Here is a 16,520-nt window from a genome sequence, read left to right on the forward strand (position 1 = left end):
TGCCAGAAGGCGTTGAGATGGTAATGCCAGGCGACAACATCAAAATGGTTGTTACCCTGATCCACCCAATCGCGATGGATGACGGTCTGCGTTTCGCAATCCGTGAAGGCGGCCGTACTGTTGGTGCGGGCGTTGTTGCTAAAGTTCTGAGCTAATTACTCGTTAATTAGTTTTGAATAAAAAAGGGCGCTTCGGCGCCCTTTTTGCTTTTTGAATTTATTGCCTTTCACAATTATTCGCATTTTTTGTTCGCTCCCGGCCCGTCTCTCCACGCATGTGCTATTGTAATCATAATTATTCTCACTTACACTTTGATCATAAATTGAGCGGGAGTTTTTATGTACGTTTGTTTGTGTAATGGTGTGAGTGACAAAAAAATACGTCAGGCCGTTCGCCAGTTTCACCCTCAGTCTTTCCAACAGCTTCGTAAGTTTGTTCCGGTAGGAAATCAATGCGGTAAGTGCGTGCGCGCAGCGCGAGAGATAATGCAGGACGAATTGATGCAGATCCCGGAATACAAAGAGATCGCCTGACAGGCTATCTTTTTTTTGACATCCCTGTAGCCCCATCTACGCTTCAATAAGTGGAAGCGGAGGGACTATATAATGAAAGGTGATGTTAAAATCATAAGTTATCTCAATAAATTATTGGGAAATGAGCTTGTCGCAATCAATCAGTATTTTCTCCATGCGAGAATGTTCAAAAATTGGGGCCTGACACGCCTCAACGATGTTGAATACCATGAATCCATCGATGAGATGAAACATGCCGATAAATACATCGAGCGTATTTTATTTCTTGAAGGCATTCCGAATTTGCAGGATCTCGGCAAGCTCGGCATTGGTGAAGATGTCGAAGAGATGCTGCAGTCCGACCTCAGGCTTGAGCTTGAAGGTGCGAAAGATCTTCGAGAAGCCATCGCTTACGCCGACAGTGTTCATGACTATGTCAGCCGCGATATGATGATCACGATTCTGGCAGATGAAGAGGGCCATATCGACTGGCTGGAAACCGAGCTGGACCTCATCGGTAAAATTGGATTGCAAAACTACCTGCAGTCTCAGATCAAAGTGGCAGACTGATTAAACTCTGCCAGCCCGCCAATAAACCTGCTGCCGCCATAAAAGGGCCAAACGGTAGCGGGTTTTTATGTATCTGTTTACCCGGATTGCGCAGCACCTGTATGAGCACATAGCTCGTGGCTAACAGTGCCGCTGCGAGTACCATAGCAGGAAGTACGCACCAGCCGTGCCAGGCGCCCAGGGCAGCAAGGTATTTCACATCCCCGTATCCAAGCCCTTCCTTTTTGAACACCGTCCGAAATCCCCAGTAAACGCAGGCAAAGCCAAGGTATCCCGCCATTGCACCCACAACAGCACTGGCGAGGAAATCAGGATGGTTGACGAGATGAAACAACAGTCCCGTCCAAAGCAACGGACAGAGGTATTTGTCCGGCAACAGCCCGGAACGAATATCCGCGCGAATCAGAAGACAGGTCAACAGGGTGTAAATCATCAGAAAGGGGAGAGCCGCTAGCATGGTGTAAGCCTCTAAAGTTATCGCTGCGACATCCTCTTCTCTGAGTTTCATCCGGACAACCCGTAAATTTGACCTCTGCGTAGCGCATTCCAGTGAATCGGCTTTACTGGTGATTGTTTGCAGCAAACTGTCGAGGCCCTACGCAAAAACCGCCCCTGGAGTCTGTTTTATAAACGGCACTTGCGTTGTGTTCAGATTTACGTATAATGCGCGGGCTTGTCGTAATTGACAGCTGGTTCAATCTGAACCTGAGTAACACTGTTTTTCGTTACTCAACAATGCTCCCAATTGGGGGGCTACGTAAGAACGGTTACACTCTCCCATCAATCGTAATGGGTTTGAGTAGTAATCATTTTCGTTTATAAAATAATTGGAGCTCTGGTCTCATGCAGAACCAAAGAATCCGTATCCGCCTGAAAGCGTTTGATCATCGTCTTATCGATCAATCAACCGCGGAAATCGTCGAGACTGCTAAGCGCACTGGTGCGCAAGTCCGTGGTCCGATCCCGCTGCCGACCCGCAAAGAGCGCTTTACCGTTCTGATCTCTCCGCACGTTAACAAAGACGCGCGTGATCAGTACGAGATCCGCACTCACAAGCGTCTGGTTGACATCGTTGAGCCAACTGAGAAAACCGTTGATGCTCTGATGCGTCTGGATCTGGCTGCCGGTGTAGACGTGCAGATCAGCCTGGGTTGATCAGGTCATCGAGCGATTGAGAGGTTGAAACAATGATTGGTTTAGTCGGTAAAAAAGTGGGTATGACCCGCATCTTCACTGAAGATGGCGTTTCTATCCCAGTAACCGTAATCGAAGTTGAAGCAAACCGCGTTACTCAGGTTAAAGACCTGGCTAACGATGGCTACCGTGCTGTTCAGGTTACTACCGGTGCTAAAAAAGCTAACCGTGTAACCAAGCCGGAAGCTGGTCACTTCGCTAAAGCTGGCGTTGAAGCTGGCCGTGGTCTGTGGGAATTCCGTCTTGCTGAAGGCGAAGAGTTCACCGTAGGTCAGGACATTAGCGTTGAGCTGTTTGCTGAAGTTAAAAAAGTTGACGTAACCGGTACCTCTAAAGGTAAAGGTTTTGCTGGTACCGTTAAGCGCTGGAACTTCCGTACCCAGGACGCTACCCACGGTAACTCCTTGTCTCACCGCGTACCGGGTTCTATCGGTCAGAACCAGACTCCGGGCAAAGTGTTCAAAGGCAAGAAAATGGCAGGTCAGCTGGGTAACGAACGTGTAACTGTTCAGAGCCTGGACGTAGTACGTGTTGACGCTGAGCGCAACCTGCTGCTGGTTAAAGGTGCTGTTCCCGGTGCAACCGGTAGCGACCTGATCGTTAAACCAGCTGTGAAGGCGTAAGGGGATAGCAATGGAATTAGTATTGAAAGACGCGCAGAGCGCGCTGACTGTTTCCGAAACTACCTTCGGTCGTGATTTCAACGAAGCGCTGGTTCACCAGGTTGTTGTTGCTTATGCAGCTGGTGCTCGTCAGGGTACTCGTGCTCAGAAGACTCGTGCTGAAGTAACTGGTTCCGGCAAAAAGCCGTGGCGCCAGAAAGGTACCGGCCGTGCGCGTTCAGGTTCTATCAAGAGCCCGATCTGGCGTTCCGGTGGCGTGACCTTCGCTGCTCGCCCGCAGGACCACAGTCAAAAAGTAAACAAAAAGATGTACCGCGGCGCGCTGAAAAGCATCCTGTCCGAACTGGTACGTCAGGATCGTCTGATCGTTGTCGAATCATTCTCTGTTGAAGCGCCTAAAACTAAGCTGCTGGCACAGAAACTGAAAGACATGGCTCTGGAAGATGTGCTGATCATCACCGGTGAGCTGGACGAGAACCTGTTCCTGGCTGCGCGCAACCTGCACAAGGTTGACGTACGCGATGCAACTGGTATCGACCCGGTTAGCCTGATCGCCTTCGACAAAGTCGTAATGACTGCTGATGCTGTTAAGCAAGTTGAGGAGATGCTGGCATGATTCGTGAAGAACGTCTGCTGAAGGTGCTTCGCGCACCGCACGTTTCTGAAAAAGCGTCTGCTGCGATGGAAAAAACAAATACCATCGTTCTCAAAGTTGCTAAAGACGCGACCAAAGCAGAAATCAAAGCTGCTGTGCAGAAACTGTTTGAAGTCGAAGTCGAAGTCGTTAACACCCTGGTAGTTAAAGGGAAAGTTAAACGTCACGGACAGCGTATCGGTCGTCGTAGCGACTGGAAAAAAGCTTACGTCACCCTGAAGGAAGGCCAGAATCTGGACTTCGTCGGCGGCGCTGAGTAAGTCGGAGGAGTAATACAATGGCAGTTGTTAAATGTAAACCGACATCTCCGGGTCGTCGCCACGTCGTTAAAGTGGTCAACCCAGAGCTGCACAAGGGCAAACCTTTTGCTCCGCTGGTTGAAAAAAACAGCAAATCCGGTGGTCGTAACAACAATGGCCGTATCACCACTCGTCACATCGGTGGTGGTCACAAGCAGGCTTACCGTATTGTTGACTTCAAACGCAACAAAGACGGTATCCCGGCAGTTGTTGAGCGTCTTGAGTACGATCCGAACCGTTCCGCGAACATCGCGCTGGTTCTGTACAAAGATGGCGAACGCCGTTACATCCTGGCCCCTAAAGGCCTGAAAGCTGGCGACCAGATTCAGTCTGGCGTTGATGCTGCAATCAAAGCAGGTAACACCCTGCCGATGCGCAATATCCCGGTTGGTTCTACCGTTCATAACGTAGAAATGAAACCAGGTAAAGGCGGTCAGCTGGCACGTTCCGCTGGTACTTACGTTCAGATCGTTGCTCGCGATGGTGCTTATGTCACCCTGCGTCTGCGTTCTGGTGAAATGCGTAAAGTCGAAGCAGACTGCCGTGCAACTCTGGGCGAAGTTGGCAATGCTGAGCATATGCTGCGCGTTCTGGGTAAAGCAGGTGCTGCACGCTGGCGTGGTGTTCGTCCTACCGTTCGCGGTACTGCGATGAACCCAGTCGACCACCCACATGGTGGTGGTGAAGGTCGTAACTTTGGTAAGCACCCTGTAACACCATGGGGCGTTCAGACCAAAGGTAAGAAGACCCGCAGCAACAAGCGTACTGATAAATTTATCGTACGTCGCCGTAGCAAATAATTTTAGAGGATAAGCCATGCCACGTTCTCTCAAGAAAGGTCCTTTTATTGACCTGCACTTGCTGAAGAAGGTAGAGAAAGCGGTGGAAAGCGGAGACAAGAAGCCCCTGCGCACTTGGTCCCGTCGTTCAACGATCTTTCCTAACATGATCGGTTTGACCATCGCTGTCCATAATGGTCGTCAGCACGTTCCAGTCTTTGTTTCCGACGAAATGGTCGGTCATAAACTGGGTGAATTCGCACCGACTCGTACTTATCGCGGCCACGCTGCTGATAAAAAAGCGAAGAAGAAATAAGGTAGGAGGAAGAGATGGAAACTTTAGCTCAACATCGCCATGCTCGTTCTTCTGCTCAGAAGGTTCGCCTTGTTGCTGACCTGATTCGCGGTAAGAAAGTGTCGCAGGCCCTGGACATCCTGACCTATACCAACAAGAAAGCTGCGGTATTGGTCAAGAAAGTACTGGAATCTGCCATTGCTAACGCTGAACACAACGATGGCGCTGACATTGACGATCTGAAAGTTGCGAAAATCTTCGTAGACGAAGGCCCAAGCATGAAGCGCATTATGCCGCGTGCGAAAGGTCGTGCAGATCGCATCCTGAAGCGCACCAGCCACATTACTGTGGTTGTGTCCGATCGCTGAGACTCTGGAGACTAGCAATGGGTCAGAAAGTACATCCTAATGGTATTCGCCTGGGTATTGTAAAACCATGGAATTCAACCTGGTTTGCGAACACCAAAGAATTCGCTGACAACCTGGACAGCGATTTTAAAGTACGTCAGTACCTGACTAAGGAACTGGCTAAAGCGTCTGTATCTCGTATCGTTATCGAGCGTCCGGCTAAGAGCATTCGTGTGACTATTCACACCGCTCGCCCGGGTATCGTTATCGGTAAGAAAGGCGAAGACGTAGAAAAACTGCGCAAGGTCGTAGCGGATATCGCTGGCGTTCCTGCACAGATCAATATCGCTGAAGTTCGTAAGCCTGAACTTGACGCTAAATTGGTTGCTGACAGCATCACTTCACAGCTGGAACGTCGCGTTATGTTCCGTCGTGCTATGAAGCGTGCTGTACAGAACGCAATGCGTCTGGGCGCTAAAGGTATCAAAGTTGAAGTTAGCGGCCGTCTCGGCGGCGCGGAAATCGCACGTACCGAATGGTACCGCGAAGGTCGCGTACCGTTGCACACACTGCGTGCTGACATCGACTACAACACCTCTGAAGCGCACACCACTTACGGTGTAATCGGCGTTAAGGTATGGATCTTCAAAGGTGAGATCCTGGGTGGTATGGCTGCTGTTGAACAACCGGAAAAACCGGCTGCGCAACCTAAAAAGCAGCAGCGTAAAGGCCGTAAATAAGGAGCGTCGCTGATGTTACAACCAAAGCGTACAAAATTCCGTAAAGTGCACAAAGGCCGCAACCGTGGTCTGGCGCAGGGTACGGATGTTAGCTTCGGCACTTTCGGTCTGAAAGCTGTTGGCCGTGGTCGTCTGACTGCACGTCAGATCGAAGCAGCACGTCGTGCAATGACCCGTGCAGTTAAGCGTCAAGGTAAAATCTGGATCCGTGTATTCCCGGACAAACCAATTACCGAGAAGCCGCTGGAAGTTCGTATGGGTAAAGGTAAAGGTAACGTGGAGTATTGGGTTGCCTTGATTCAGCCGGGTAAAGTCCTTTATGAAATGGACGGCGTACCGGAAGAGCTAGCCCGTGAAGCATTCGGCCTGGCAGCAGCGAAACTGCCGATTAAAACCACCTTTGTAACTAAGACGGTGATGTAATGAAAGCAAATGAGCTGCGTGAAAAAAGCGTTGAAGAGCTGAACGCTGAGCTGCTGAACCTGCTGCGTGAGCAGTTTAACCTGCGCATGCAGGCGGCAAGTGGCCAGCTGCAACAGACTCACCTGCTGAAGCAAGTGCGTCGTGATGTTGCACGCGTTAAGACTTTACTGACTCAGAAGGCGGGTGCGTAATGACCGATAAAATCCGTACTCTGCAAGGTCGTGTTGTTAGCGACAAAATGGAGAAATCCATTGTTGTTGCTATCGAACGTATTGTGAAACACCCGATCTACGGTAAATTCATCAAGCGTACGACCAAACTGCACGTACATGACGAGAACAACGAATGCGGTATCGGTGACGTGGTTGAAATCCGCGAATGCCGTCCGCTGTCCAAGACTAAGTCCTGGACGCTGGTTCGCGTTGTAGAGAAAGCCGTTCTGTAATACAGTAAGGCCTCTCAATACGAATACACGGCTCAGTAATGGGCCGTGTATTTTTTCTACCCATATTGTAGAACCGGTGTTATAATGCCGCGCCCTCGATATGGGGCTTTTCGACGACTCTGATTTTAGGGTCTCAGGTAGTAGTTGACATTAGCGGAGCACTAAAATGATCCAAGAACAGACTATGCTGACCGTCGCCGACAACTCCGGTGCACGTCGCGTAATGTGTATCAAGGTTCTGGGTGGCTCGCACCGTCGCTACGCAGGCGTAGGCGACATCATCAAGATCACCATCAAGGAAGCAATTCCACGTGGTAAGGTCAAGAAAGGTGATGTGCTGAAAGCGGTAGTGGTGCGCACCAGGAAGGGTGTTCGTCGCCCTGACGGTTCTGTCATTCGCTTCGATGGTAATGCATGCGTTATTTTAAACAATAACAGCGAGCAGCCTATCGGCACGCGTATCTTTGGGCCGGTAACTCGTGAACTTCGTACTGAAAAGTTCATGAAAATTATCTCTCTGGCACCAGAAGTACTCTAAGGAGCGAATCATGGCAGCGAAAATCCGTCGTGATGACGAAGTTATCGTGTTAACCGGTAAAGATAAAGGTAAACGCGGTAAAGTAAAAAATGTTCTGTCTTCCGGCAAGATCATTGTTGAAGGTATCAACCTGGTTAAGAAACATCAGAAGCCGGTTCCGGCCCTGAACCAACCAGGTGGCATCGTTGAAAAAGAAGCTGCAATTCAGGTTTCTAACGTTGCACTCTTCAACGCGGCAACCGGTAAGGCTGACCGTGTAGGCTTTAGATTCGAAGACGGCAAAAAAGTCCGTTTCTTCAAGTCTAACAGCGAAACTATCAAGTAATTTGGAGTAGTACGATGGCGAAACTGCATGATTACTACAAAGACGAAGTAGTTAGCAAACTCATGACTGAGTTTAACTACAATTCTGTCATGCAAGTCCCTCGGGTCGAGAAGATCACCCTGAACATGGGTGTTGGTGAAGCGATCGCTGACAAGAAACTGCTGGATAACGCAGCAGCTGATCTGACAGCAATCTCCGGTCAAAAGCCGTTGATCACCAAAGCACGCAAATCTGTTGCAGGCTTCAAAATCCGTCAGGGCTATCCGATCGGCTGTAAAGTAACTCTGCGTGGCGAACGCATGTGGGAGTTCCTTGAGCGCCTGATCTCTATTGCTGTTCCACGTATCCGTGACTTCCGTGGCTTGTCCGCTAAGTCATTCGATGGTCGTGGTAACTACAGCATGGGTGTCCGTGAGCAGATCATCTTCCCAGAGATCGACTACGATAAAGTCGACCGCGTGCGTGGTTTGGATATTACCATTACCACTACTGCGAACTCTGACGAAGAAGGCCGTGCTCTGCTGGCTGCCTTTGACTTCCCGTTCCGCAAGTAAGGTAGGGTTACTGAATGGCTAAGCAATCAATGAAAGCACGCGAAGTAAAGCGCGTAGCTTTAGCTGATAAATTCTTCGCTAAACGCGCTGAACTGAAAGCGATCATTTCTGATGTGAACGCTTCCGACGAAGATCGTTGGAACGCAGTTCTGAAGCTGCAGTCTCTGCCGCGTGATTCCAGCCCGTCTCGTCAGCGTAACCGCTGTCGTCAAACTGGTCGTCCGCACGCTTTCCTGCGGAAGTTCGGGTTGAGCCGTATTAAGGTCCGTGAAGCCGCTATGCGCGGTGAAATCCCGGGTCTGAAAAAGGCTAGCTGGTAATTGTCACCAATTGAATCACGGGAGTAAAGACAGATGAGCATGCAAGATCCGATCGCGGATATGCTGACCCGTATCCGTAACGGTCAGGCCGCGAACAAAGTTGCGGTCACCATGCCTTCCGCCAAGCTGAAAGTGGCAATTGCCAATGTGCTGAAGGAAGAAGGTTTTATCGAAGATTTTAAAGTTGAAGGCGACACCAAGCCGGAACTGGAACTTACTCTTAAGTATTTCCAGGGTAAAGCTGTTGTAGAAAGCATTCAGCGTGTCAGCCGCCCAGGCCTGCGCATCTATAAGAAAAAAGATGAGCTGCCTAAAGTTATGGCTGGTCTGGGTATCGCAGTTGTTTCTACCTCTAAAGGTGTTATGACTGATCGTGCAGCGCGCCAAGCTGGTCTTGGTGGCGAAATTATCTGCTACGTAGCCTAATCGGAGGAAAGAATGTCTCGTGTTGCTAAAGCACCGGTCGTCATTCCTGCCGGCGTTGATGTAAAAATCGACGGTCAGGTTATTACGATCAAAGGTAAAAACGGCGAGCTGACTCGTACCCTCAACAATGCTGTTGAAGTTAAACATGCAGATAATGCTCTGACCTTCGGTCCGCGTGATGGTTTCGTGGATGGATGGGCTCAGGCTGGTACCGCGCGTGCCCTGCTGAACTCAATGGTTGTTGGTGTTACCGAAGGCTTCACTAAAAAGCTTCAGCTGGTTGGTGTAGGTTATCGTGCAGCTATCAAAGGGAATGCAGTAGGCCTGTCTCTGGGCTTCTCTCACCCCGTGGAGCATCAGCTGCCTGCCGGTATCACTGCAGAATGTCCGTCTCAGACTGAAATCGTGCTGAAAGGCGCGGATAAACAGCTGATCGGTCAGGTTGCAGCAGACCTGCGCGCCTACCGTCGTCCTGAGCCTTACAAAGGCAAGGGTGTCCGTTACGCCGACGAAGTCGTGCGTACCAAAGAGGCTAAGAAGAAGTAAGGTAACACTATGGATAAGAAATCTGCTCGTATCCGTCGTGCGACCCGCGCACGCCGCAAGCTCAAAGAGCTGGGTGCAACTCGCCTGGTGGTACATCGTACCCCGCGTCATATTTACGCACAGGTCATTGCACCAAACGGTTCTGAAGTTCTGGTAGCTGCTTCTACTGTAGAAAAAGCTATTACAGAACAATTGAAGTACACCGGTAACAAAGACGCTGCTGCAGCTGTAGGTAAAGCTGTTGCTGAACGCGCTCTGGAAAAAGGCATCAAAGTTGTGTCCTTTGACCGTTCCGGGTTCCAATATCATGGTCGTGTCCAGGCACTGGCAGATGCTGCCCGTGAAGCTGGCCTTCAGTTCTAAGGTAGAGGTGTAAGATGGCTCACATCGAAAAACAAGCTGGCGAACTGCAGGAAAAGCTGATCGCGGTTAACCGCGTATCTAAAACCGTTAAAGGTGGTCGTATTTTCTCCTTCACAGCTCTGACTGTTGTTGGCGATGGTAACGGTCGCGTTGGTTTTGGTTACGGTAAAGCGCGTGAAGTTCCAGCAGCGATCCAGAAAGCGATGGAAAAAGCCCGTCGCAATATGATTAACGTCGCGCTGAACCACGGCACCCTGCAACACCCTGTTAAAGGTGTTCACACGGGTTCTCGTGTCTTCATGCAGCCAGCTTCAGAAGGTACCGGTATCATTGCCGGTGGTGCAATGCGCGCCGTTCTCGAAGTTGCTGGAGTTCATAACGTTCTGGCTAAAGCATATGGTTCCACCAACCCGATTAACGTGGTTCGTGCAACTATTGATGGCCTGGAAAATATGAATTCTCCAGAAATGGTCGCTGCCAAGCGTGGTAAATCCGTTGAAGAAATTCTGGGGTAATTGACCATGGCAAAGACTATTAAAATCACTCAAACCCGCAGTGCAATCGGTCGTCTGCCGAAACACAAGGCAACGCTGCTTGGCCTGGGTCTGCGTCGTATTGGTCATACCGTTGAGCGTGAGGATACTCCCGCTGTACGTGGTATGGTCAACGCGGTTTACTTCATGGTTAAAGTTGAGGAGTAAGAGATGCGTTTAAATACTCTGTCTCCAGCCGAAGGCTCTAAAAAGGCGGGTAAACGCCTTGGTCGTGGTATCGGTTCTGGCCTCGGTAAAACCGGTGGTCGTGGTCACAAAGGTCAGAACTCTCGTTCTGGCGGTGGCGTACGCCGCGGTTTCGAGGGTGGCCAGATGCCACTGTACCGTCGTCTGCCGAAATTCGGTTTCACCTCTCGCAAATCAGCGATTACAGCGGAAATCCGTCTGTCTGACCTGGCGAAAGTTGAAGGCGGCGTTGTAGACCTGAACACGCTGAAAGCAGCAAACATTATCGGTATCCAGATCGAGTTCGCGAAAGTGATCCTGGCTGGTGAAGTTTCTACTCCGGTAACTGTTCGTGGCCTGCGTGTTTCTAAAGGCGCTCGTGCTGCTATCGAAGCTGCTGGCGGTAAAATTGAGGAATAAGTAGCAGATGGCTAAGCAACCGGGATTAGATTTTCAAAGTGCCAAGGGTGGATTTGGCGAACTGAAACGCAGACTTTTGTTTGTTGTTGGTGCGCTGATCGTTTTCCGTATTGGCTCTTTTATTCCGATCCCTGGTATCGATGCCGCTGTACTTGCCAAACTGCTTGAGCAACAGCGAGGCACCATCATTGAGATGTTTAACATGTTCTCTGGTGGTGCTCTCAGCCGTGCTTCTATCTTTGCACTGGGTATCATGCCGTACATTTCGGCATCGATTATTATCCAGCTGCTGACGGTCGTTCATCCGGCCCTGGCAGAGTTGAAGAAAGAAGGGGAGTCTGGTCGTCGTAAGATCAGCCAGTACACCCGTTACGGCACTCTGGTGCTGGCAATATTCCAGTCAATCGGTATTGCTACCGGTTTACCGAATATGCCTGGTATGCAGGGCCTGGTTATTAACCCGGGCTTTGCATTCTATTTCACCGCTGTTGTAAGTCTGGTCACAGGGACTATGTTCCTGATGTGGCTCGGCGAACAGATTACTGAGCGAGGTATCGGCAACGGTATCTCAATCATTATCTTCGCCGGTATCGTTGCGGGACTCCCGCCAGCCATTGCCCATACGATCGAGCAAGCGCGTCAAGGCGACCTGCACTTCCTCCTGTTGCTATTGGTTGCAGTATTAGTATTTGCCGTGACCTTCTTTGTTGTCTTTGTTGAACGTGGTCAACGCCGCATTGTGGTGAACTACGCGAAACGTCAGCAAGGTCGTCGTGTCTATGCTGCACAGAGCACACATTTACCGCTGAAAGTGAATATGGCCGGGGTTATCCCAGCAATCTTCGCTTCCAGTATCATTCTGTTCCCAGCAACCATCGCGTCATGGTTCGGGGGCGGAACCGGTTGGAACTGGCTGACAACAATTTCGCTGTATTTGCAGCCTGGGCAACCGCTTTATGTGTTACTCTATGCGTCTGCAATCATATTCTTCTGTTTCTTCTACACGGCGTTGGTTTTCAACCCGCGTGAAACAGCAGATAACCTGAAGAAGTCCGGTGCATTTGTACCAGGAATTCGTCCGGGAGAGCAAACGGCGAAGTATATCGATAAAGTAATGACTCGTCTGACTTTGATTGGTGCGTTGTACATTACTTTTATCTGCCTGATCCCGGAGTTCATGCGTGATGCAATGAAAGTACCGTTCTACTTCGGTGGGACCTCACTGCTTATCGTTGTCGTCGTGATTATGGACTTTATGGCTCAAGTGCAAACTCTGATGATGTCCAGTCAGTATGAGTCTGCCTTGAAGAAGGCGAACCTGAAAGGCTACGGCCGTTAATTGGTCGCCCGAGAAGTTACGGAGAGTAAAAATGAAAGTTCGTGCTTCCGTCAAGAAATTATGCCGTAACTGCAAAATCGTTAAGCGTGATGGCGTCATCCGCGTGATTTGCAGTGCCGAGCCGAAACATAAACAGCGTCAAGGCTGATTATTTCGCATTTTTTTCTTGCAAAGTTGGGTTGAGCTGGCTAGATTAGCCAGCCAATCTTTTGTATGTCTGTACGTTTCCATTTGAGTATCCTGAAAACGGGCTTTTCAGCATGGTGCGTACATATTAAATAGTAGGAGTGCATAGTGGCCCGTATAGCAGGCATTAACATTCCTGATCAGAAACATGCTGTGATCGCATTAACTTCGATCTATGGCGTCGGCAAGACCCGTTCCAAAGCCATTCTGGCTGCAGCGGGTATCGCTGAAGATGTTAAGATCAGTGAGCTGTCTGAAGAACAAATCGACACGCTGCGTGACGAAGTTGCCAAATTTGTCGTTGAAGGTGATCTGCGCCGTGAAGTTAGCATGAGCATCAAGCGCCTTATGGACCTTGGTTGCTATCGCGGTTTGCGTCATCGTCGTGGTCTCCCGGTTCGCGGTCAGCGTACCAAGACCAACGCACGTACCCGTAAGGGTCCGCGCAAACCGATCAAGAAATAATCGGGGTGATTGAATAATGGCAAAGGCACCAATTCGTGCACGTAAACGTGTAAGAAAACAAGTCTCTGACGGCGTGGCTCATATCCATGCTTCTTTTAACAACACCATCGTTACTATTACTGATCGTCAGGGTAACGCATTGGGTTGGGCAACAGCCGGTGGTTCCGGTTTCCGTGGTTCTCGCAAATCGACTCCGTTCGCAGCCCAGGTTGCAGCAGAGCGTTGTGCAGAAGCCGTAAAAGAATACGGCATCAAGAATCTGGAAGTTATGGTTAAAGGTCCGGGTCCGGGTCGCGAATCAACTGTTCGTGCTCTGAACGCCGCTGGTTTCCGCATCACTAATATTACTGATGTGACTCCGATCCCTCATAACGGTTGTCGTCCGCCGAAAAAACGTCGCGTATAACGCTTACGTTTTCTAGGATTGTTGGAGATAGAAAATGGCAAGATATTTGGGTCCTAAGCTCAAGCTGAGCCGTCGTGAGGGCACCGACTTATTCCTTAAGTCTGGCGTTCGCGCGATCGATACCAAGTGTAAAATTGAACAAGCTCCTGGCCAGCACGGTGCGCGTAAACCGCGTCTGTCTGACTATGGTGTGCAGTTGCGTGAAAAGCAAAAAGTTCGCCGTACCTACGGTGTGCTGGAGCGTCAGTTCCGTAACTACTATAAAGAAGCAGCACGTCTGAAAGGCAACACCGGTGAAAACCTGTTAGCTCTGCTGGAAGGCCGTCTGGACAACGTTGTTTACCGTATGGGCTTCGGCGCTACTCGTGCTGAATCACGCCAACTGGTTAGCCATAAAGCAATCATGGTAAACGGTCGTGTTGTTAACATCGCTTCTTATCAGGTTAAAGCGAACGACGTTGTTAGCATTCGTGAGAAAGCGAAAACGCAATCTCGCGTGAAAGCCGCTCTGGAGCTGGCTGAGCAGCGTGAAAAGCCAACCTGGCTGGAAGTTGATGCTGGCAAGATGGAAGGCACGTTCAAGCGTCAGCCAGAACGTTCTGATCTGTCTGCGGACATTAACGAACACCTGATCGTCGAGCTTTACTCCAAGTAAAGCTTAGTACCAAAGAGAGGACACAATGCAGGGTTCTGTGACAGAGTTTCTAAAACCGCGCCTGGTAGATATCGAGCAAGTGAGTTCGACGCACGCCAAGGTGACCCTTGAGCCTTTAGAGCGTGGCTTTGGCCATACTCTGGGTAACGCACTGCGCCGTATTCTGCTCTCATCGATGCCGGGTTGCGCGGTGACCGAAGTTGAGATTGATGGTGTACTTCATGAGTACAGCACCAAAGAAGGCGTTCAGGAAGATATCCTTGAAATCCTGCTCAACCTGAAAGGGCTGGCGGTGAGAGTTCAGGGTAAAGATGAAGTTATTCTTACTCTGAATAAATCTGGCATTGGCCCTGTGACTGCAGCCGACATTACCCATGATGGTGATGTCGAAATCGTCAAGCCGCAGCACGTGATCTGCCACCTGACCGATGAGAACGCAGCTATCAGCATGCGTATCAAAGTTCAGCGCGGTCGTGGTTATGTGCCGGCTTCTGCCCGAATTCATTCGGAAGAAGATGAGCGCCCAATCGGCCGTCTGCTGGTCGACGCATGCTACAGCCCTGTAGAGCGTATTGCCTACAATGTTGAAGCAGCGCGTGTAGAACAGCGTACCGACCTGGACAAGCTGGTCATCGAAATGGAAACCAACGGCACAATCGATCCTGAAGAGGCGATTCGTCGTGCGGCGACCATCCTGGCAGAACAACTTGAAGCTTTCGTTGACTTACGTGATGTTCGTCAGCCGGAAGTTAAAGAAGAGAAACCAGAATTCGATCCGATCCTGCTGCGCCCTGTTGACGATCTGGAATTGACTGTCCGCTCTGCTAACTGCCTCAAGGCAGAAGCTATCCACTATATCGGTGATCTGGTACAGCGTACCGAGGTTGAGTTGCTGAAAACGCCTAACCTGGGTAAAAAATCTCTTACTGAGATTAAAGACGTGCTGGCTTCACGTGGTCTGTCTCTGGGCATGCGCCTGGAAAACTGGCCACCGGCAAGCATTGCTGACGAGTAACCGGATCACAGGTTAAGGTTTTACTGAGAAGGATAAGGTCATGCGCCATCGTAAGAGTGGTCGTCAACTGAACCGTAACAGCAGCCATCGCCAGGCTATGTTCCGCAACATGGCAGGTTCACTGGTTCGTCATGAGATCATCAAGACGACCCTGCCTAAAGCGAAAGAGCTGCGTCGCGTAGTTGAGCCGCTGATTACTCTTGCCAAGACTGACAGCGTTGCTAATCGTCGTCTGGCATTCGCCCGTACTCGTGATAACGAGATCGTGGCAAAACTGTTTAACGAACTGGGCCCGCGTTTCGCGAGCCGTGCAGGTGGTTACACTCGTATTCTGAAGTGTGGCTTCCGTGCAGGCGATAACGCTCCGATGGCTTACATCGAGCTGGTTGATCGTTCTGAATCGAAAGCAGAAGCTGCTGCAGAGTAATCTGTAGTAACGTAAAAGAACCCGCTTCGGCGGGTTTTTTTATATCGTCTGAATCATCCCTTCTCTACACTGTCTGAATCCATTCTTCATATCTTCGGAGTTTTACGATGTGGCTGCTTGATCAATGGGCAGAACGTCATATCCTGGATGCCCAGCGCAATGGCGAATTTAGCAACCTTCCAGGTACCGGCCAACCGCTGACGCTTGATGACGATACTTTTGTCCCTGCTGAATTACGGGCGGGCTACCGGTTGTTAAAAAATGCAGGTTGCCTTCCACCGGAGCTGGAAAGTCGTAAGGATGCACTCGCTCTGGCCGATTTGCTTAAAAGCATTAAGCCTGATGATCCCGAAGCACAGGAAATACGTCGTCGGCTGACGCTGGTCGAGCTAAAATTGCAGCAAGCCGGGGTCAATACAGACTTTCTGCATGGTGATTACTCGGATCGTTTATTCAAGACACCCAAAGAGGATTAGCTCATGTATCGCATCGGGGAACTCGCAAAGCTTGCAGACGTTACGCCAGACACCATCCGCTATTATGAAAAGCAGCAGATGATGGAGCATGAAGTGCGCACAGAGGGTGGTTTTCGTCTCTATACGGAAAAGGACCTTCAGCGGCTTAAGTTTATTCGCTATGCACGTCAACTTGGTTTTACGCTCGAGTCGATCCGGGAATTGCTTTCGATCCGTATTGATCCAGAGCATCACACCTGCCAGGAGTCGAAAAGCATTGTTCAGGCCAGGCTGACTGAGGTGGAAGCGCGTATAGAAGAGTTGCAAACCATGCAGCGCTCGCTGCAACGCCTGAATGACGCCTGTTGCGGTACCGCCCACAGTAGTATCTACTGTTCAATTCTAGAGACTCTCGAGCAGGGGGCCAGCGGAATACAGCGCGGCTGTTGATTTTTAGTACGCGTGGATCTACACTCGCG

General features: G+C 50.2%; 34 protein-coding genes. 33 read left to right on the top strand and 1 reads right to left on the bottom strand.

Annotated elements, in window-relative coordinates; genetic code table 11:
- From QQF33_RS02525 to bfr, 3 genes are all read left to right on the top strand, one after another.
- Nucleotides 1-155 (top strand): EF-Tu C-terminal domain-related protein (locus QQF33_RS02525; RefSeq protein ID WP_072265127.1); only part of this gene is annotated, 155 nt, incomplete at its 5' end.
- Nucleotides 156-338: 183 nt separating this feature from the next.
- Nucleotides 339-533, top strand: coding sequence for a bacterioferritin-associated ferredoxin (gene bfd, locus QQF33_RS02530; protein WP_059180778.1), 195 nt, complete (start codon nucleotides 339-341; stop codon nucleotides 531-533).
- 72 nt (nucleotides 534-605) lie between these two features.
- The gene (gene bfr / locus QQF33_RS02535) at nucleotides 606-1,082 is read left to right on the top strand and encodes a bacterioferritin (protein WP_095283671.1); all 477 of its coding nucleotides are present in this window, start codon (nucleotides 606-608) and stop codon (nucleotides 1,080-1,082) included.
- On the opposite strand, the gene QQF33_RS02540 is transcribed toward bfr, so the two are convergent.
- Entirely contained in the window at nucleotides 1,066-1,539 is a 474-nt protein-coding gene (locus QQF33_RS02540; RefSeq protein ID WP_282491536.1) for a prepilin peptidase, read from the bottom strand. The two genes, bfr and QQF33_RS02540, sit on opposite strands and share 17 nt — an antisense overlap.
- A 386-nt stretch (nucleotides 1,540-1,925) precedes the next feature.
- Here QQF33_RS02540 and rpsJ point away from each other — a divergent pair, with 386 nt between their 5' ends.
- The 30 genes from rpsJ (at nucleotide 1,926) to zntR (ending at nucleotide 16,491) form a co-directional block, all read left to right on the top strand.
- A complete protein-coding gene (rpsJ, locus tag QQF33_RS02545; RefSeq protein WP_001181005.1) occupies nucleotides 1,926-2,237 on the top strand; it encodes a 30S ribosomal protein S10 in 312 nt (103 codons plus the stop codon).
- Between the two features lie 32 nt (nucleotides 2,238-2,269).
- Nucleotides 2,270-2,899, top strand: a complete 630-nt coding sequence (gene rplC, locus QQF33_RS02550) for a 50S ribosomal protein L3 (RefSeq protein WP_016538466.1) — start codon at nucleotides 2,270-2,272, stop codon at nucleotides 2,897-2,899.
- Nucleotides 2,900-2,909: 10 nt separating this feature from the next.
- Complete coding sequence (rplD, locus tag QQF33_RS02555) at nucleotides 2,910-3,515, top strand: 50S ribosomal protein L4 (RefSeq protein WP_003031119.1); 606 nt, start codon at nucleotides 2,910-2,912, stop codon at nucleotides 3,513-3,515.
- Nucleotides 3,512-3,814, top strand: coding sequence for a 50S ribosomal protein L23 (gene rplW / locus QQF33_RS02560; RefSeq protein WP_004868363.1), 303 nt, complete (start codon nucleotides 3,512-3,514; stop codon nucleotides 3,812-3,814). Before rplD ends, rplW begins: the two co-directional genes overlap by 4 nt.
- Nucleotides 3,815-3,831: 17 nt before the next feature.
- On the top strand, nucleotides 3,832-4,653 hold the full coding sequence (rplB, locus tag QQF33_RS02565; protein WP_000301869.1) for a 50S ribosomal protein L2: 822 nt from the start codon (nucleotides 3,832-3,834) through the stop codon (nucleotides 4,651-4,653).
- A 16-nt stretch (nucleotides 4,654-4,669) separates the two neighbouring features.
- Nucleotides 4,670-4,948, top strand: a complete 279-nt coding sequence (gene rpsS / locus QQF33_RS02570) for a 30S ribosomal protein S19 (protein WP_001138115.1) — start codon at nucleotides 4,670-4,672, stop codon at nucleotides 4,946-4,948.
- Between the two features lie 14 nt (nucleotides 4,949-4,962).
- Nucleotides 4,963-5,295: a 50S ribosomal protein L22 gene (gene rplV, locus QQF33_RS02575; protein ID WP_002919773.1), complete on the top strand. Its 333-nt coding sequence runs from the start codon at nucleotides 4,963-4,965 to the stop codon at nucleotides 5,293-5,295.
- 17 nt (nucleotides 5,296-5,312) lie between these two features.
- Nucleotides 5,313-6,014 carry a 30S ribosomal protein S3 gene (gene rpsC, locus QQF33_RS02580; RefSeq protein ID WP_000529945.1) on the top strand — a complete coding sequence of 234 codons (702 nt, stop codon included), beginning with the start codon at nucleotides 5,313-5,315 and terminating at the stop codon, nucleotides 6,012-6,014.
- 12 nt (nucleotides 6,015-6,026) lie between these two features.
- Complete coding sequence (gene rplP, locus QQF33_RS02585) at nucleotides 6,027-6,437, top strand: 50S ribosomal protein L16 (protein ID WP_002919759.1); 411 nt, start codon at nucleotides 6,027-6,029, stop codon at nucleotides 6,435-6,437.
- Nucleotides 6,437-6,628, top strand: coding sequence for a 50S ribosomal protein L29 (gene rpmC, locus QQF33_RS02590; RefSeq protein ID WP_032614707.1), 192 nt, complete (start codon nucleotides 6,437-6,439; stop codon nucleotides 6,626-6,628). Before rplP ends, rpmC begins: the two co-directional genes overlap by 1 nt.
- Complete coding sequence (gene rpsQ, locus QQF33_RS02595; RefSeq protein ID WP_006817275.1) at nucleotides 6,628-6,882, top strand: 30S ribosomal protein S17; 255 nt, start codon at nucleotides 6,628-6,630, stop codon at nucleotides 6,880-6,882. Before rpmC ends, rpsQ begins: the two co-directional genes overlap by 1 nt.
- 166 nt (nucleotides 6,883-7,048) lie before the next feature.
- Complete coding sequence (rplN, locus tag QQF33_RS02600) at nucleotides 7,049-7,420, top strand: 50S ribosomal protein L14 (protein ID WP_015960712.1); 372 nt, start codon at nucleotides 7,049-7,051, stop codon at nucleotides 7,418-7,420.
- Between the two features lie 10 nt (nucleotides 7,421-7,430).
- Nucleotides 7,431-7,745, top strand: coding sequence for a 50S ribosomal protein L24 (gene rplX / locus QQF33_RS02605; RefSeq protein ID WP_016538464.1), 315 nt, complete (start codon nucleotides 7,431-7,433; stop codon nucleotides 7,743-7,745).
- Nucleotides 7,746-7,759: 14 nt separating this feature from the next.
- A complete protein-coding gene (gene rplE / locus QQF33_RS02610; RefSeq protein ID WP_015960710.1) occupies nucleotides 7,760-8,299 on the top strand; it encodes a 50S ribosomal protein L5 in 540 nt (179 codons plus the stop codon).
- Nucleotides 8,300-8,313: 14 nt separating this feature from the next.
- A complete protein-coding gene (gene rpsN / locus QQF33_RS02615; RefSeq protein WP_015960709.1) occupies nucleotides 8,314-8,619 on the top strand; it encodes a 30S ribosomal protein S14 in 306 nt (101 codons plus the stop codon).
- 33 nt (nucleotides 8,620-8,652) lie between these two features.
- Nucleotides 8,653-9,045 (top strand): 30S ribosomal protein S8, encoded by a 393-nt coding sequence (rpsH, locus tag QQF33_RS02620; protein ID WP_006178918.1) that lies wholly within the window; start codon nucleotides 8,653-8,655, stop codon nucleotides 9,043-9,045.
- 12 nt (nucleotides 9,046-9,057) lie between these two features.
- Nucleotides 9,058-9,591: a 50S ribosomal protein L6 gene (gene rplF / locus QQF33_RS02625; RefSeq protein WP_100778650.1), complete on the top strand. Its 534-nt coding sequence runs from the start codon at nucleotides 9,058-9,060 to the stop codon at nucleotides 9,589-9,591.
- 9 nt (nucleotides 9,592-9,600) lie between these two features.
- Nucleotides 9,601-9,954 carry a 50S ribosomal protein L18 gene (rplR, locus tag QQF33_RS02630; protein ID WP_015960708.1) on the top strand — a complete coding sequence of 118 codons (354 nt, stop codon included), beginning with the start codon at nucleotides 9,601-9,603 and terminating at the stop codon, nucleotides 9,952-9,954.
- 14 nt (nucleotides 9,955-9,968) lie between these two features.
- Nucleotides 9,969-10,469 carry a 30S ribosomal protein S5 gene (gene rpsE / locus QQF33_RS02635; RefSeq protein ID WP_002438697.1) on the top strand — a complete coding sequence of 167 codons (501 nt, stop codon included), beginning with the start codon at nucleotides 9,969-9,971 and terminating at the stop codon, nucleotides 10,467-10,469.
- A gap of 6 nt (nucleotides 10,470-10,475) precedes the next feature.
- A complete protein-coding gene (gene rpmD / locus QQF33_RS02640; RefSeq protein ID WP_003863301.1) occupies nucleotides 10,476-10,655 on the top strand; it encodes a 50S ribosomal protein L30 in 180 nt (59 codons plus the stop codon).
- 3 nt (nucleotides 10,656-10,658) lie between these two features.
- Nucleotides 10,659-11,093, top strand: coding sequence for a 50S ribosomal protein L15 (gene rplO / locus QQF33_RS02645; protein WP_095283666.1), 435 nt, complete (start codon nucleotides 10,659-10,661; stop codon nucleotides 11,091-11,093).
- Nucleotides 11,094-11,100: 7 nt separating this feature from the next.
- Nucleotides 11,101-12,432 carry a preprotein translocase subunit SecY gene (gene secY, locus QQF33_RS02650; protein WP_095283665.1) on the top strand — a complete coding sequence of 444 codons (1,332 nt, stop codon included), beginning with the start codon at nucleotides 11,101-11,103 and terminating at the stop codon, nucleotides 12,430-12,432.
- 31 nt (nucleotides 12,433-12,463) lie between these two features.
- Nucleotides 12,464-12,580 carry a 50S ribosomal protein L36 gene (rpmJ, locus tag QQF33_RS02655; RefSeq protein ID WP_000868187.1) on the top strand — a complete coding sequence of 39 codons (117 nt, stop codon included), beginning with the start codon at nucleotides 12,464-12,466 and terminating at the stop codon, nucleotides 12,578-12,580.
- 146 nt (nucleotides 12,581-12,726) lie between these two features.
- Nucleotides 12,727-13,083 (top strand): 30S ribosomal protein S13, encoded by a 357-nt coding sequence (gene rpsM, locus QQF33_RS02660; RefSeq protein WP_003031135.1) that lies wholly within the window; start codon nucleotides 12,727-12,729, stop codon nucleotides 13,081-13,083.
- Nucleotides 13,084-13,099: 16 nt separating this feature from the next.
- Nucleotides 13,100-13,489, top strand: a complete 390-nt coding sequence (gene rpsK / locus QQF33_RS02665; protein ID WP_003031137.1) for a 30S ribosomal protein S11 — start codon at nucleotides 13,100-13,102, stop codon at nucleotides 13,487-13,489.
- Between the two features lie 34 nt (nucleotides 13,490-13,523).
- Nucleotides 13,524-14,144, top strand: a complete 621-nt coding sequence (gene rpsD / locus QQF33_RS02670; protein ID WP_100778652.1) for a 30S ribosomal protein S4 — start codon at nucleotides 13,524-13,526, stop codon at nucleotides 14,142-14,144.
- 25 nt (nucleotides 14,145-14,169) lie between these two features.
- Nucleotides 14,170-15,159, top strand: coding sequence for a DNA-directed RNA polymerase subunit alpha (locus QQF33_RS02675; RefSeq protein WP_002919219.1), 990 nt, complete (start codon nucleotides 14,170-14,172; stop codon nucleotides 15,157-15,159).
- 40 nt (nucleotides 15,160-15,199) lie between these two features.
- The gene (gene rplQ / locus QQF33_RS02680) at nucleotides 15,200-15,586 is read left to right on the top strand and encodes a 50S ribosomal protein L17 (RefSeq protein WP_001216372.1); all 387 of its coding nucleotides are present in this window, start codon (nucleotides 15,200-15,202) and stop codon (nucleotides 15,584-15,586) included.
- Nucleotides 15,587-15,693: 107 nt separating this feature from the next.
- Nucleotides 15,694-16,062 carry a DnaJ family domain-containing protein gene (locus QQF33_RS02685; RefSeq protein WP_285148658.1) on the top strand — a complete coding sequence of 123 codons (369 nt, stop codon included), beginning with the start codon at nucleotides 15,694-15,696 and terminating at the stop codon, nucleotides 16,060-16,062.
- 3 nt (nucleotides 16,063-16,065) lie between these two features.
- On the top strand, nucleotides 16,066-16,491 hold the full coding sequence (gene zntR / locus QQF33_RS02690) for a Zn(2+)-responsive transcriptional regulator (RefSeq protein ID WP_282491542.1): 426 nt from the start codon (nucleotides 16,066-16,068) through the stop codon (nucleotides 16,489-16,491).
- The last annotated feature ends 29 nt before the right edge of the window (nucleotides 16,492-16,520 follow it).

It is taken from the genome of Lelliottia wanjuensis, assembly GCF_030238365.1.
GTDB classification, from domain to species: domain Bacteria; phylum Pseudomonadota; class Gammaproteobacteria; order Enterobacterales; family Enterobacteriaceae; genus Enterobacter; species Enterobacter wanjuensis.

What these genes read in the sequence shown, in the direction of transcription:
- rplR (WP_015960708.1), top strand. Translation starts at nt 9,601, where the DNA reads ATGGATAAGAAATCTGCTCGTATCCGTCGTGCGACCCGCGCACGCCGC.
- rpsN (WP_015960709.1), top strand. Translation starts at nt 8,314, where the DNA reads ATGGCTAAGCAATCAATGAAAGCACGCGAAGTAAAGCGCGTAGCTTTA.
- rplP (WP_002919759.1), top strand. Translation starts at nt 6,027, where the DNA reads ATGTTACAACCAAAGCGTACAAAATTCCGTAAAGTGCACAAAGGCCGC.
- secY (WP_095283665.1), top strand. Translation starts at nt 11,101, where the DNA reads ATGGCTAAGCAACCGGGATTAGATTTTCAAAGTGCCAAGGGTGGATTT.
- bfd (WP_059180778.1), top strand. Translation starts at nt 339, where the DNA reads ATGTACGTTTGTTTGTGTAATGGTGTGAGTGACAAAAAAATACGTCAG.
- rpmD (WP_003863301.1), top strand. Translation starts at nt 10,476, where the DNA reads ATGGCAAAGACTATTAAAATCACTCAAACCCGCAGTGCAATCGGTCGT.
- rpmC (WP_032614707.1), top strand. Translation starts at nt 6,437, where the DNA reads ATGAAAGCAAATGAGCTGCGTGAAAAAAGCGTTGAAGAGCTGAACGCT.
- rplD (WP_003031119.1), top strand. Translation starts at nt 2,910, where the DNA reads ATGGAATTAGTATTGAAAGACGCGCAGAGCGCGCTGACTGTTTCCGAA.
- rpsH (WP_006178918.1), top strand. Translation starts at nt 8,653, where the DNA reads ATGAGCATGCAAGATCCGATCGCGGATATGCTGACCCGTATCCGTAAC.
- rplV (WP_002919773.1), top strand. Translation starts at nt 4,963, where the DNA reads ATGGAAACTTTAGCTCAACATCGCCATGCTCGTTCTTCTGCTCAGAAG.
- rplQ (WP_001216372.1), top strand. Translation starts at nt 15,200, where the DNA reads ATGCGCCATCGTAAGAGTGGTCGTCAACTGAACCGTAACAGCAGCCAT.
- rplB (WP_000301869.1), top strand. Translation starts at nt 3,832, where the DNA reads ATGGCAGTTGTTAAATGTAAACCGACATCTCCGGGTCGTCGCCACGTC.
- rplE (WP_015960710.1), top strand. Translation starts at nt 7,760, where the DNA reads ATGGCGAAACTGCATGATTACTACAAAGACGAAGTAGTTAGCAAACTC.
- rpsC (WP_000529945.1), top strand. Translation starts at nt 5,313, where the DNA reads ATGGGTCAGAAAGTACATCCTAATGGTATTCGCCTGGGTATTGTAAAA.
- QQF33_RS02685 (WP_285148658.1), top strand. Translation starts at nt 15,694, where the DNA reads ATGTGGCTGCTTGATCAATGGGCAGAACGTCATATCCTGGATGCCCAG.
- bfr (WP_095283671.1), top strand. Translation starts at nt 606, where the DNA reads ATGAAAGGTGATGTTAAAATCATAAGTTATCTCAATAAATTATTGGGA.
- rplO (WP_095283666.1), top strand. Translation starts at nt 10,659, where the DNA reads ATGCGTTTAAATACTCTGTCTCCAGCCGAAGGCTCTAAAAAGGCGGGT.
- rpmJ (WP_000868187.1), top strand. Translation starts at nt 12,464, where the DNA reads ATGAAAGTTCGTGCTTCCGTCAAGAAATTATGCCGTAACTGCAAAATC.
- rpsS (WP_001138115.1), top strand. Translation starts at nt 4,670, where the DNA reads ATGCCACGTTCTCTCAAGAAAGGTCCTTTTATTGACCTGCACTTGCTG.
- rpsE (WP_002438697.1), top strand. Translation starts at nt 9,969, where the DNA reads ATGGCTCACATCGAAAAACAAGCTGGCGAACTGCAGGAAAAGCTGATC.
- rpsJ (WP_001181005.1), top strand. Translation starts at nt 1,926, where the DNA reads ATGCAGAACCAAAGAATCCGTATCCGCCTGAAAGCGTTTGATCATCGT.
- rplN (WP_015960712.1), top strand. Translation starts at nt 7,049, where the DNA reads ATGATCCAAGAACAGACTATGCTGACCGTCGCCGACAACTCCGGTGCA.
- rplX (WP_016538464.1), top strand. Translation starts at nt 7,431, where the DNA reads ATGGCAGCGAAAATCCGTCGTGATGACGAAGTTATCGTGTTAACCGGT.
- rplC (WP_016538466.1), top strand. Translation starts at nt 2,270, where the DNA reads ATGATTGGTTTAGTCGGTAAAAAAGTGGGTATGACCCGCATCTTCACT.
- zntR (WP_282491542.1), top strand. Translation starts at nt 16,066, where the DNA reads ATGTATCGCATCGGGGAACTCGCAAAGCTTGCAGACGTTACGCCAGAC.
- rpsK (WP_003031137.1), top strand. Translation starts at nt 13,100, where the DNA reads ATGGCAAAGGCACCAATTCGTGCACGTAAACGTGTAAGAAAACAAGTC.
- QQF33_RS02540 (WP_282491536.1), bottom strand. Translation starts at nt 1,539, where the DNA reads ATGCTAGCGGCTCTCCCCTTTCTGATGATTTACACCCTGTTGACCTGT.
- rpsQ (WP_006817275.1), top strand. Translation starts at nt 6,628, where the DNA reads ATGACCGATAAAATCCGTACTCTGCAAGGTCGTGTTGTTAGCGACAAA.
- rpsD (WP_100778652.1), top strand. Translation starts at nt 13,524, where the DNA reads ATGGCAAGATATTTGGGTCCTAAGCTCAAGCTGAGCCGTCGTGAGGGC.
- rplF (WP_100778650.1), top strand. Translation starts at nt 9,058, where the DNA reads ATGTCTCGTGTTGCTAAAGCACCGGTCGTCATTCCTGCCGGCGTTGAT.
- rplW (WP_004868363.1), top strand. Translation starts at nt 3,512, where the DNA reads ATGATTCGTGAAGAACGTCTGCTGAAGGTGCTTCGCGCACCGCACGTT.
- QQF33_RS02675 (WP_002919219.1), top strand. Translation starts at nt 14,170, where the DNA reads ATGCAGGGTTCTGTGACAGAGTTTCTAAAACCGCGCCTGGTAGATATC.